At 65.4% G+C, this 13,044-nt stretch carries 9 protein-coding genes and 1 pseudogene; 6 read left to right on the top strand and 4 right to left on the bottom strand.

Annotated features, from left to right (window positions below; all coding sequences use genetic code 11):
- Positions 1-81: 81 nt before the first annotated feature.
- From pbN1_RS02900 to nadC, 4 genes are all read left to right on the top strand, one after another.
- Complete coding sequence (locus pbN1_RS02900) at positions 82-1,587, top strand: NAD(P)H-hydrate dehydratase (protein WP_169203686.1); 1,506 nt, start codon at positions 82-84, stop codon at positions 1,585-1,587.
- A 79-nt stretch (positions 1,588-1,666) separates the two neighbouring features.
- Entirely contained in the window at positions 1,667-2,917 is a 1,251-nt protein-coding gene (locus tag pbN1_RS02905; RefSeq protein WP_169203687.1) for a cyclic di-GMP phosphodiesterase, read from the top strand.
- Between the two features lie 91 nt (positions 2,918-3,008).
- Positions 3,009-4,001 carry a DMT family transporter gene (locus tag pbN1_RS02910; RefSeq protein WP_169203688.1) on the top strand — a complete coding sequence of 331 codons (993 nt, stop codon included), beginning with the start codon at positions 3,009-3,011 and terminating at the stop codon, positions 3,999-4,001.
- The gene (nadC, locus tag pbN1_RS02915) at positions 3,998-4,846 is read left to right on the top strand and encodes a carboxylating nicotinate-nucleotide diphosphorylase (RefSeq protein WP_169117513.1); all 849 of its coding nucleotides are present in this window, start codon (positions 3,998-4,000) and stop codon (positions 4,844-4,846) included. Before pbN1_RS02910 ends, nadC begins: the two co-directional genes overlap by 4 nt.
- 113 nt (positions 4,847-4,959) lie before the next feature.
- Here nadC and thrC read toward each other — a convergent pair whose 3' ends face one another.
- Both thrC and pbN1_RS02925 read right to left on the bottom strand, forming a co-directional pair.
- Complete coding sequence (thrC, locus tag pbN1_RS02920) at positions 4,960-6,399, bottom strand: threonine synthase (RefSeq protein ID WP_169203689.1); 1,440 nt, start codon at positions 6,397-6,399, stop codon at positions 4,960-4,962.
- Positions 6,400-6,548: 149 nt separating this feature from the next.
- Positions 6,549-6,806: a hypothetical protein gene (locus pbN1_RS02925; protein ID WP_169203690.1), complete on the bottom strand. Its 258-nt coding sequence runs from the start codon at positions 6,804-6,806 to the stop codon at positions 6,549-6,551.
- Between the two features lie 196 nt (positions 6,807-7,002).
- Here pbN1_RS02925 and pbN1_RS02930 point away from each other — a divergent pair, with 196 nt between their 5' ends.
- Positions 7,003-8,478, top strand: coding sequence for an IS5 family transposase (locus tag pbN1_RS02930; protein ID WP_210147604.1), 1,476 nt, complete (start codon positions 7,003-7,005; stop codon positions 8,476-8,478).
- Positions 8,479-8,844: 366 nt separating this feature from the next.
- Here the strand turns inward: pbN1_RS02930 and pbN1_RS21100 are convergent.
- Positions 8,845-9,177 (bottom strand): annotated as a pseudogene (locus pbN1_RS21100) (methyl-accepting chemotaxis protein); the annotation flags it as partial.
- Between the two features lie 882 nt (positions 9,178-10,059).
- Here pbN1_RS21100 and pbN1_RS02940 point away from each other — a divergent pair.
- On the top strand, positions 10,060-11,484 hold the full coding sequence (locus tag pbN1_RS02940) for an aldehyde dehydrogenase family protein (RefSeq protein WP_169202270.1): 1,425 nt from the start codon (positions 10,060-10,062) through the stop codon (positions 11,482-11,484).
- Between the two features lie 180 nt (positions 11,485-11,664).
- Here pbN1_RS02940 and pbN1_RS02945 read toward each other — a convergent pair whose 3' ends face one another.
- Positions 11,665-12,975, bottom strand: a complete 1,311-nt coding sequence (locus pbN1_RS02945; RefSeq protein ID WP_169202271.1) for a homoserine dehydrogenase — start codon at positions 12,973-12,975, stop codon at positions 11,665-11,667.
- Between the last annotated feature and the right edge of the window lie 69 nt (positions 12,976-13,044).

Genomic DNA, 13,044 nt, shown 5'->3' on the forward strand with positions numbered 1-13,044 from the left:
TCGCAGGAATCACCCGCTACGCATCATCGACAAATCGCCGGGCGGTAGAATCGGGTCTTTCCCTTGTCATCCGGAGACCCCATGTTCCAGCCGCCCAGTCCGATCTATCCGGTCGCCGGCATCCGCACCATCGAAGCGCGCGTCGCACCGCTCGCCCAGCCGACGCTGATGGAGCGGGCCGGCCGCGCGGCGGCGGAAGAAGCCGTGCGCCTGACGCAGGACCGTGCAGGACACGTGCTTATCGTGTGCGGGCCGGGTAACAACGGCGGCGACGGGCTGGTCATGGCCCGCCGGCTCCTGCAGGCCGGGCGGTCGGTGACGGTGGCGTTCGCCGAAGATCCGCGCAGTCTGCCGCCCGACGCCGCGGCGGCGTTCACGGCGTGGCGTGCGGCCGGCGGTGAAACGGTTTCGGACTTTCCCGGCGCGCCGGCGAACGGCTGGGCACTCGTTGTCGACGCACTGTTCGGTATCGGCCTGCGACGGCCGATCGAAGGCCGCTACGCGCGCTGGATCGACACGATGAACGCGCAGCGGGCACCGCGGCTCGCGATCGACATCCCGAGTGGCCTCGACGCCGACACCGGCGCAATCCTCGGCACGGTGTTCCAGGCGACCGCAACGCTGACCTTCATCGCGCTCAAGCCCGGGCTGCTCACGCTCGACGGGCCGGACTACGCCGGCACGGTCCACGTCCATCGGCTCGACATCGACCCCACTGCCTGGCTTTCGCCCCCGGGATTCGAGATCCGCCCCGCAATGGTGCGGGAGTTCATGCGGCCGCGACGGCAAAACACGCACAAAGGCAGCTATGGCGACGTCGGCATCATCGGCGGGGCGCCTGGGATGACCGGCGCGGCGCTGCTCGCCGGCCGGGCGGCGCTGAAACTCGGGAGCGGCCGGGTGTATGTCGGCCTCGTCGACGATTACGCGCTCCCGGTCGACCACACCCAGCCTGAACTGATGTTGAAGCGGCCGGAACAGGTTCTCGAACAGGCCAGCGTCCTCGCGCTCGGGCCGGGCCTGGGCACCAGCGCGACCGCTCTTGCGCTGCTCGAGCGTGCGGCCCGATCCGATCGCCCCCTGCTGCTCGATGCCGACGCGCTCAACCTGCTGGCCGACGCGCCACACCTGAAAGCGCAGGTCGCCGCACGCGAGGCCCCGACCTTGCTCACTCCCCACCCCGGCGAGGCCGGTCGACTCCTCGGCATCGGCACCGCTCACGTGCAAGCTGACCGCGTTGCCTCCGCGCTCGAACTGGCGACGCGCTTTCGCGCCGACGTCGTGCTCAAGGGAGGCGGCAGCGTCCTTGCGACAACGACAGGGCAATGGTTCATCAACACCACCGGCCATCCCGGCATGGCGAGCGCCGGTATGGGAGACGTACTGACCGGCCTGATCGCCAGCCTGCTCGCCCAAGGCTGGCCCGCCCGTTCAGCGCTGCTTGCCGCGGTGCATCTGCATGGTGCGGCCGCCGATCGCCTTGCCCGCGAAGGCATCGGGCCGATCGGGCTGACCGCGAGCGAAGTCGCCGAGGCCGCGCGCGGCGTATTCAACGGCTGGATCGTGAAGGCCGCCCGGGGGCGCTGAAGTGAGTGGTCTTGATGCGATGTCGGAAGCGCGCCCGGTGCGCTGCTAGAATCGGCGCTCGTCCCGACATTCGCCCTTCATGCCGCAAATCAGCGTCAATCGCCTCCAGCCCGGAATATTCGTCTCGCTCTCGGGCCATGGATGGATGAAACACCCGTTCCTGCTGAACCGGTTCTGCCTTTCGAGCGAGCGGCAGATCCAGGCGATGCGCGAAATGGGGATCGTCGCGGTCGAGTGGGACCCCGCGCGCAGTACCGTCGCACCGCTCCCCGAAAGCCCTGCCGGAAGCGCCAGCGCGCCGGAGCCGGATTTCGGTTGTGCGGCGCTGGCCGGCATGCAGGACGAAAAACGCGTGCGTCTCGAGCGGGTGCGACAGCAGCGCGAAGGCCTGGCGCGTCGGGAACGGCAGTTCGAACAGCAGGCCGTCGTGGCGGGCGACATCTTCCGCTCCCTGCTCGCCCGCCCGCAGGACGCCCACCGCCACGCTTGCGCGCTGGTCGGCGGGATCGTCGAAAACCTGCTCGGTACCGAGAACATGGTCATCCATCTCGTCAGCCAGAAGAGCCGCGAAGGCGGTCTCGCCTTTCACGCGCTGAACGTGATGGGCCTTTCGCTGATGCTGGGCAAAACGCTGCGGCTGCCGGACGAGGACATGAGGCACCTCGGCCTCGGTGCGCTCCTTCACGACGTGGGCAAGCAGGACATCCCGCCGCGCATTCTGCGCAGCACTCAGCGTACGGCGCCGGAAGAGGAATTCTACCGGGCACACGTCGGCTACGGCATCAAGGCGGTCAGTGCGCTGCGCGCGCTGCCCGTGCCGGTCAAGAACATCATCGCCTGTCATCACGAGCATTGCGACGGCAGCGGATTTCCAAACCGCCTCGTGGCGGAAAGGATTCCCCGTCTCGCCCGCATTGCAGCGATTGCGAATCGCTACGACAACCTGTGCAATCCGTTCGACCTGCGCGAAGCGAAGGCGCCGGCCGAAGCGCTGCGGCAGATGTTCCGCAACGAGGCCGCCCGCTATGACCGGCAGATGGTGGAACTGTTCATCAAGACACTCGGAGTCTACCCGCCGGGGACTTTTGTCGCCTTGTCGAACGGCAGTGTCGGCATGGTCGTCGAAACCAACGCCGCCGACCTGCTCCACCCGCTGGTGATGCTGTACGACCCGGACATTCCGCGCTCGGAGGCACTGCTGATCGACCTGCGCGACGCCGAACTGAGCATCGAATCGGCATTGAGCGCCGCAAAGCTTCCGGTCGAAACCGTCGAATACCTCGCCCCGCGCGGTCGTCTCGACTACCTTGTCGAAGGCAGCAGGAATTAGGAAACCGGCGAGCGGGAAATACCGCGCCCGTGCGCTTCGATCCGGGACTTCCGGGTTTCGTCTGCCCCCACAATAATCGAGCCCCCGCCCCATGTCCGACACTCACCCCCATGCGCTGCGCAGCATCATGTTGCTCCTCGGTGCGCTGTTCCTGTTCGTGCTCCTCGATGCCACTGCCAAACGCCTCGCCGCGACCTACCCGGTCCCGATGCTGGTGTGGTCGCGCTACGCGCTGCACTTCCTGCTGATGGTGGTGTTCCTGGCGCCGTCGATGCGACTCAAACTCGTTACAACGAGGCGACCGGGCCGACAGATTGTTCGCGCCACCTGCCTGCTCGCCGTGACCTTCTTCAATATCGCCGCGCTGCAGGTGATGCCGCTGGCCGAGACCACCGCGATCGTCTTCGCCGCGCCGCTGATGGTCACCCTGATGGCGGGGCCGCTGCTCGGCGAACGCATCGGCCCGCTGCGCTGGGTCGCGGTCGTGACCGGTTTCGTCGGCGTCCTGCTGATCGCCCGGCCCGGCGGCGCGCTGGTGGCCGAAGGCGTCGCCCTCGCCCTCGGGGCGGCCGTGAGCTACGCGGCCTACCAGATTCTCACCCGCCAGCTTTCCCCGACCGAAACCCCGGTCAACATGCTGTTCTACACGGCGCTGGTCGGCACTGCCGCCACGAGCCTCGCGCTGCCGTGGTTGTGGGAGGGCCCGATGCCCGGGCCGCTGGATGCGCTGCTGATCGCATCGCTCGGAATCTACGGCGGCTGCGGGCATTTCCTGCTGATCCGCGCCTTCCGCGACGCTCCGGCTTCGATGCTGTCGCCGATCCTGTACGTGCAGCTGCTGTGGGCGACCCTGATTGGCTGGTTCGGCTTCGGCCAACTGCCGGACGGCTGGGGACTGGTCGGCATCCTGACGATCGGCGGCGCAGGCGTGCTGATCGCCATCGACGGCCGCCGCGCCGCGCAGCGCCGGCAGGAGGCGCTTGCCACGGCTCACGAACCGGCGTCCAGGACAAACGAGATTCGCGCCATCGAAGGGGCGGAACCGCTAGAATCCCCGCTCCACTTCGAAGGCCGACGCCAATGAATCTGTCACAACAGCTACGCATCGAAATCCAGCGCAACGTTGCCGCCTCGCTGGCGGAAGATGTCGGCACGGGCGACCTCACCGCGCGTCTGATCCCCTGGGAAACCGACGCGCGCGGCCGCGTCATCACTCGCGAGGCGGCGGTCCTGTGCGGCACCGCGTGGTTCGACGCTGCGTTCGAGGTGCTGAGCCCCGCCGCCGCAGTCGTCTGGCACGTACGCGATGGCGACCGGATCGAACCGGGCCAGGTGCTGTGCGAAGTTGTCGCAAGCGCCCGTGTGCTGCTCACCGCCGAGCGCACCGCGTTGAATTTTCTGCAGTTGCTTTCAGCGACCGCGACCGCGACCCGGCGTTTCGTCGACGCGATCGCCGGCACCCGCGCGAAGATCGTCGACACCCGCAAGACGCTGCCCGGCCTGCGCCTCGCGCAGAAATACGCGGTGACGGTGGGCGGCGGAGTGAACCACCGCGTCGGACTCTACGACGGCATCCTGGTCAAGGAAAACCACATCATCGCCGCCGGCAGCATCGCCCGCGTCATCGAGCAGGCCCAGGCGATCGCGCCGTCGAACGTGTTCATCGAGATCGAGGTCGAGACGCTCGAAGAGCTCCATGAAGCGCTCGACGCCGGCGCGAAGATGATCCTGCTCGACAACATGAGCCTCGAGACGATGCGCGAAGCCGTACGCATCGCCGACGGGCGCGCTGAGCTCGAAGCATCGGGCGGCGTGAATCTCGAAAAAGTGCGCGCGATCGCCGAAACGGGCGTGGACCGTATTTCGATCGGCAGTCTGACGAAGGACGTCCGGGCGATCGACCTGTCGCTGCGTCACGTCGAGGAATGAGGGCCGCTTCGGGTTAGACAGATCCGGACCAGAGCAGCCGCCCTCCACACCGGGCACGGACTGCCCGACAAGGGCCGCGACGGACTCCCGTTCGCGGCCTCCCTCTGCCGGCGCTACACGCGCTCGACAATGAAGCGCTTGACCGCCTCGACATCCGGCGCCATGAGTTCGACGCGCTGCGGCAGGTTCTCGATGCCTTCGAGCTCAGCCGGACGCTCCGGCTCGCGCCCGAGCGCTTCACGGATCGTTTCGGCGAACTTTGCCGGCAATGCGGTTTCGAGCACCAGCAACGGCACGCCCGCCGGCACGCTGCCGGCACAGTCCCAGGCGACCTTGATGCCGTCGGCGGTGTGCGTGTCGATCATCGTGCCGTATTGCTCGAACACCTTGCGGATCGTCGCCACGCGCCCCGCATGCGAACTGCAGCCGGACACGAGCGCGAAATCGCCGATGCGGGCGAAATCGGCGGACCCCGACAGGTCGAAGGCGCCGCCTGCATCCACCGCCTTCCAGAGTTCGGCGACCCGCTTCGAGTCGCGCCCGACAAGGTCGAACACGAAGCGTTCGAAGTTCGACGCTTTGGAAATGTCCATCGACGGGCTCGACGTGACGTGTGTTTCGGCAGCCTTGCGCGGACGATAGACGCCGGTGCGGAAGAACTCGTCGAGCACGTCGTTTTCGTTCGTCGCGAGGATCAGCCGCGCGATTGGCAGCCCCATCTGGCGGGCGATGTGGCCGGCGCAGATGTTGCCGAAATTGCCCGACGGCACGCAGAAGGCGACCTGTTCGTCGTTGGACTGCGTCGCAGCGAAGTAGCCTTTGAAGTAATAGACGATCTGCGCCGCAACGCGCGCCCAGTTGATCGAATTGACTGCGCCGATCTTGTACCTGGCCTTGAAGGCGGCGTCGTTCGAGACCGCCTTCACGATGTCCTGCGCGTCGTCGAACATGCCCGTGACGGCGATGTTGTAGATGTTCTCGTCCTGCAGGGAATACATCTGCGCGCGCTGGAAGGCGCTCATCTTGCCGTGCGGCGACAGCATGAAGACGCGCACGGCATGCTTGCCGCGCATCGCGTACTCAGCCGCCGAGCCGGTGTCGCCGGAAGTCGCGCCGAGGATGTTGATGGTCTCGCCACGGCGCTCCAGGACGTACTCGAACAGGTTGCCGAGCAGCTGCATCGCCATGTCCTTGAACGCCAGCGTCGGGCCGTTCGACAGCTCCAGCAGGCCGAGCTTGCCGGCTTCGAGCCAATGCACCGGCGTGATCTCGGCGGCGTCGTCGCCCGGACGCGCGAAGCGATAGACCTGCGCAGTGTAGGTCTTGTCGCAGATCGCCTTCAGGTCGGCGGCGGGAATGTCGGTGATGAACTTCGACAGGATCGCGAACGCGAGATCCGCATACGACAGCGAGCGCCACGCGTCGAGCTCGGCGCGCGAGATCTGCGGATAGCTTTCGGGGAGGTACAGCCCGCCATCCGGCGCAAGACCGCCGAGCAGAATGTCGCAAAACTCGGGTCGCGCGGCGTGGCCGCGAGTGGAGAGATACTTCACGGTGGGGTCCTTCAGGTGAGCAGGTTCAAATGGAACGGGCGGCGGGCCGCTGCAGCGCCGGCGCACAGGTTTCCCGGCGGCACAAGGGCCGCATTATCCGCCAGCGGGCGCACCCAGTCCATGCGCGGCGACCGCACCGCTCGCCTGGCTCAATCCTGCAGCAACGCCGGCGCGAAGCCGAAGCGATAGGCGCCCCAGTGACGACCGCCGACGACGATCGGCAGCGAAAGATCGCACAGCACCTCGCCGGTGTCGCGCACGTAGGTCTGCAGCAACGCGTGCCCCGTGTTGGCGAGTGCGCGACGACATGTCGGATCATCGTAGATGCGCTTTTGCCGGCTGAACATCAAGTCATGCTCGGAGTCGCCGTTCGGCTCCGCGGAAAAACGGCGGTTATGGACGGGCATGTAGCAGTTCGTGTCGACCGCCGCGCAGAACGCCAGGCCGGGGAACCTTTCGAGCGCGCGCTCGTAAATAGTCGGCCCTGCAAAACCCTCACAGCCCGCATGAATACTGGGATTCCGTCAGAAAGTAGCCCCACGATTTCCCTCAGAAAGTAAAATACAGGTGATTGAAACCTCAGGGAAATGGGGCTCCGTGCAGATGGCAACCGACGATTTTTTCCGATCCCGACTCGACCAGATGATTGATCTTCGGCACCCGTTGGTGGTGTTGGCGTCACGCATACCCTGGACGCAGATCGAAGCGGCCTTGGCCCCGGCGTTCGCCCGTAAGCACCGCGAAGGACAGGTCATCGAAGGCACCGATCTGTTCGGAACGACGCTCGAGATCGCGGGGAGCAGCGTGAGCATGGCGGGCCGGCCGCGGCTACCGATTCGGCTCATGGCTGCGCTGCTTTACCTCAAGCACGCGTTCAATCTCAGCGATGAAGAACTCGTGGTTCGGTGGTCGGAGAATGTCGTGTGGCAATTTTTCAGCGGCCTGGACTACTACACGCCAACGCTACCTTGCGATGCCACCCAGATTGGACGGTTTCGGACGGCGATTGGCGAAGCCGGCGTCGAAGAATTGCTCAAGGCCACGATTGACACGGCCGTGGCGACAAAGGCGGTACGCCCGGTTGAATTTGAACGGGTCATCGTCGACAGCACCGTGCAGGAGAAGGCCATCGCCCATCCGGTCGATAGCCGGTTGCTGGAGATTGCCCGGGCGAAAGTCGTGCAAGCGGCCAAGTCGGCAGGCATCGCACTGAAGCAGACCTTCATCAAGGAAGGCCGTGAGCTCCGACGCAAGGCCGGCGGCTACGCCCATGCCAAACAGTTCAAACGCCTTCGACGCACCGTCAAACGGCAACGCACGATCCTTGGCATCGTCCTGCGCGAGATCAAACGCAAACTCACCACGGCAACGGCACAATCGGGCGCCTCGATCACCCGCCTGACCACCCTGATGGCGCGTGCCGAGCGCATCCGCACGCAACAGCCCAAGGACAAGAACAAGCTCTACGCGCTGCACGCGCCGGAGGTCGAGTGTATCGGCAAGGGAAAAGCGCGTAAGCCCTACGAGTTTGGGGTCAAGGCCAGCATTGCCGTCACGCACAAGAGTGGCCTGATGGTGGGCGCGCGAACTTTCCCAGGTAACCCCTATGACGGCCATGTGCTCAATCAGCAGCTGGAGCAAACCGCGATCTTGCTGGAGGGGACCGGTAAGGCGCCGAAACAGGTGATCGTCGATCTGGGCTATCGCGGCGTGGATGCAGACAACCCGAGGGTGCAGATCATTCACCGTGGCAAGTACAAGTCACTGACACAACAGCAACGCCGATGGCTCAAGCGGCGCCAGGCAGTGGAACCCGCGATTGGGCATCTGAAGTCCGATCATCGAATGGACAGATGTTGGCTGCAGGGCTCACTCGGTGATGCATTGCATACTGTGCTCTGCGCTGCAGGGTACAACCTGCGGTGGTTGCTGCGGGCAATGCTCCGCCTGGGGCTGAAGGCGCTTTTTTTGCGTCCACTATTGCTGTCGCTACTGGCGCTCGTTCTTCACCGTTCGCTCACGCGGACCTGCCCTGCACCCCACGGTTCGAATGCCGTCGCAACCGGGGCCGGCGGGTGAATTTTGCAGGGCCGACTAAATATCCTGCAGCTCCTTGCCGATCGCCATGTCGTAGCTGGTGTGGAATTTGGGCGGTTGCGTGTTCGGGATCGGCTGGTAGCGCGTATCGAATATGTTCAGCGTGCGCGCCTTGTCCTCGAGGTATCTGACCACCTCGTTGCGGCTTTCCTCGGCGACGCCCGTCAACCTGTCGTAGGCCGACTCGCCGATGCGAAAGCGCGACGACAGCGCGTGGAGGCCTTCGGTATGCTCCCGGAGGTCCTTCGAGAAGCGTTCCGATTCGAGCATCTGCGTCGACACCTGCCCCGATAGCGAGTTGATTTCGTTCACCCGCTCATGCACGGTCTCGTTGGTGTTGCGAATCTCGTGAATCGAGTGGGTGATGACTTTCATCTGGGCGCCGACCCGCTGCAATTCTCCGATCATCGCGGCAAAATTCGCCGACGACTTGTGCACCACCTGCCGTGCCCGCTCCGAGTCCTCGGCAATGCCGCGCGTCTCCACTTCGGTATCGGCGACGAGGCCGAGCATCTGGTCCGAGTTCTCGGTGATGACGCCGGTCGCGACCTTGACCTTCTCCGCGAGCTTGCGGACTTCATCGGCAACGACTGCGAAACCCCGGCCCGACTCCCCGGCACGGGCCGCTTCGATTGCCGCATTCAGGGCCAGCAGGTTGGTCTGATCCGAAATGTGATTGATCAGCAGGCCGATGTCCCGGATCTTTGCCGAATGATTGTTCAGCTCGGCAACGATCCGGTCGAAAGACTGCACTTTTTCACTGATCCCGCTGATGCGTTCGGCCACATCGAGCAGTTCCCGATAGTTGGTCTGCACCGCCTCCAGGTTGGCTGCGGTCGCGACGTCAATCTCGTCGGCGTGGGCGCTCACCCGCGAAACCGCTGCGCGAGTCGTCTGACTCGCGTCGAAAACCAATGCTGCGAGCTCACGCTGGCGGTTCGCGCTGACGGTGGTCTGGCGAATACGCAGGTTCAGTTTCGCTGCCTCCACGGCGATGCTCGAGCCTTTGCCGCGTAGCGCGGCGATCGTCTCCCGGACCTGCGCGATGAAACCGCTTCGCACCCCGGTCGCCTTCTCGCCGATATCCGGACGTTCACCACTCAGGTCCGCCAGCGACCGCGACGTCTCGTCCCGGCCTTTGCGCAGAAATGGGAACAAGGATGCAGCAAGACCGCTGCGCGGATTCGAATTCATGAAATCTCCTGGGTCTTGTTTTTGGGAATACATCGACGGCGCAGTTGTCCAGCTCCAATGGAAGATGCGATCGACAATCTCCCGCTTGATCCTGTGTATCGTCCATTTCCGGGTAACCTTTAGCCCGATGGAGAGGAGATCCGCACCAGCGGCCATTCCCCGCTCGCCGCGTGTCCGGTGAAGCGGAGCGAGCAGGGCCGGGTCGCCGTCCCGGGTCGCGAGCGGCACATATCCTGCCGCCCCGAACGCGGCCTTGCCGATCTCGGATAACACTGCGCATGCCGCGTCCCATAGGCTTCCGACCATCGCCCGCCGCCACGGCCGGCGACTTACAACAATTCGCTTCAACGCAAGCGTGAAGGAGACGAGATGCAGATTTTCGACATGATCATCAACGGCAGGCCGGTACGTACCGACAGCACCTTCGACGTCGTGAATCCGGCGACAGGAGAAGTGTTCGCCCGCGTCCAGGCGGGCGACGCCTCGCACGTCGACCAGGCCGTCGCAGCGGCGCGCGCAGCGTTCCCGGCATGGAGCCGCACCCCGGACGCCGAGCGCCAGCGCCTGCTGCACGCGCTCGGTGCCGCGCTCGAAGCGAACATGCCGGCGCTGATGGAACTGGTCACGAAGGAGAGCGGCAAGCCGCTCGGGGGCTTGAACGGGGTCGGGTCGGGGATGGAAGTCGGCGGCGCGATCGCGTGGACCCACGTCACGGCCGACCTCGAGCTGCCGGTCGAAGTGATCCAGGACAACGATGAAGCCCGCATCGAAGTGCATCGCAAGCCGCTCGGCGTCGTCGGCTCGATCACGCCGTGGAACTGGCCGCTGATGATCGCGATCTGGCACGTGATCCCGGCGCTGCGCGCGGGCAACACGGTGGTGATCAAGCCCGCTTCGGTCACGCCGACGGCGACGATCCGCTTCGTCGAGCTCGCCAACGCGATCCTGCCGCCGGGCGTGCTGAACATCGTCACCGGCGAATCCGGGGTCGGCTCGGCGATCGCCAAGCACCCGGACATCAACAAGATCGTCTTCACCGGTTCGACGCCAACCGGCAAGAACATCATGCAGAACGCTGCCGGCAACCTGAAGCGGCTCACGCTCGAGCTCGGCGGCAACGACGCGGGCATCGTGCTGCCCGACGTCGATCCGAAGGCGATCGCGCCGAAGCTCTTCGGCGTCGGCTTCCACAACAATGGCCAGACCTGCGCCTGCCTCAAGCGCCTCTACGTGCACGACAGCATCTACGAAGAAGTGTGCGCGGAGCTGGCGCGCATCGCCAAGGAGACGGTCGTCGGCGACGGCCTTGTCGAAGGCACGCAGCTCGGACCGGTGCAGAACAAGGCGCAGCTGGAGTTCGTGCAGGAACTCGTCGAGGACGCGCGGGCGCATGGTGCGCGCATCCTGTCCGGCGGCAAGGCCCGGACCGGCGGCGGCTTCTTCTTCGAGCCGACGGTGATCGCGGACGCGAAGGACGGCATGCGCGTCGTCGACGAGGAGCAGTTCGGCCCGGTGCTGCCGGTGATCCGCTACTCGGACATCGAGGAGGTGATCGCGCGCGCCAACGACAACGACAACGGGCTGGGCGGCTCGATCTGGTCGAACGACCGCGCGCAGGCCGCAGAGCTCGCATTGCGCCTCGAATGCGGCACGGCGTGGGTGAACGAGCACGGCGCCGTCCAGCCCGACGCACCCTTCGGCGGGGTCAAGCAGTCGGGCCTGGGCGTCGAGTTCGGCCGCTACGGGCTCGAGGAATACACCTCGATCCAGACGCTGAAGATCATGAAGGCTTAGCGGGGTTTTCGTAGTCGACTGGACGGCAAGGCGGCGACCGGGAAACCTTCCGGTCGCCCAGCCGGGTTCGCATCCGTCACGTTCGCGCGGGTCGCCGCTGCATGGGTCCGGTCTCCTCCACCTGGCCCGGGACGATCCGCTTGCGCCCCGGTAGCCGGGGCGTTTTTTTGACGGCCGCGCTTACTGCAGACTTTCCATGCGCAGGCGGGTGATCCTGCCCTGCACGACCGGCAGGGCCTCGATCTTCGCGATCGCCGCGTTGGCGTTCTTCTCGATCGTGATGTGGGTCAGCATGATGATGTCGGTCTGCGACGCGCCTTCCGGCGCTTCCTTCTGGATCATCGCTTCGATCGAGATGCCGCTGTCGGCGAGGATGCGGGTGATGTCGGCCAGCACGCCCGGCTTGTCCTCGACGCGCATGCGCAGGTAATACGAGGTCACGACCTCTTCGATCGGCAGCACCTTGAGGTCGCGTACCTGGTCCGGCTGGAACGCGAGATGCGGCACGCGGTGCTCGGGGTCTGCAGTGTGCAGGCGGGTGACGTCGACGAGGTCGGCGATCACTGCGCTCGCGGTCGGCTCGGCACCGGCGCCCTTGCCGTAATACAGCGTCGCGCCGACGGCGTCGCCATGGACGACGACGGCGTTCATCGCGCCTTCGACGTTCGCGATCAGCCGCTTGGCCGGGATCAGCGTCGGATGCACGCGCAGCTCGATGCCTTCCGGGCGCATCCGCGAAATGCCGAGCAGCTTGATGCGGTAGCCGAGCTGCTCCGCGTACTGGATGTCGATGCTGTCGAGCTTCGTGATGCCTTCGACGTGCGCGGCCTCGAACTGCATCGGCACGCCGAACGCGATCGCGCTCATGATCGTCGCCTTGTGCGCGGCGTCGACGCCTTCGATATCGAAAGTCGGATCGGCCTCGGCGTAGCCGAGCGCCTGCGCCTCCTTGAGCACATCGGCGAACGGCAGGCCCTTGTCGCGCATCTCCGACAGGATGAAGTTCGTCGTGCCGTTGATGATGCCGGCGAGCCACTGGATGCGGTTCGCCGACAGGCCTTCGCGCAGCGCCTTGATGATCGGGATGCCGCCGGCAACCGCCGCCTCGAACGCGACCATGACGCCCCTCGATTGCGCGGCGGCGAAGATCTCGTTGCCGTGCACCGCGAGCAGCGCCTTGTTCGCGGTAACGACATGCTTGCCGTTCTCGATCGCGGCCAGCACCAGTTCCTTCGCGACGCCGTAGCCGCCGATCAGTTCGACGACGATGTCGATTTCCGGGTCGGCGACGACCGAGAATGCGTCATCGGTCAGTCGCGCGTCGGCGCCCGCGACCTTGCGCGCGAGTTCGAGATTCTTGTCGGCCACTGCGGTGATGCGGATCGGGCGACCGGCGCGACGGGTGATTTCTTCCTCGTTGCGCTTGAGAACGGTGAAGGTACCGCCGCCGACGGTACCGATGCCCAGCAGGCCAACATTGATCGGTTTCATAAAAGCTCGTTCGATTGAAGATTCGGTTGGAAATTCGGTTGAGTGGGCCGGTTGACGCCGGTTAAATGA

Source organism: Aromatoleum bremense, assembly GCF_017894365.1.
Taxonomy (GTDB): Bacteria; Pseudomonadota; Gammaproteobacteria; order Burkholderiales; family Rhodocyclaceae; genus Aromatoleum; species Aromatoleum bremense.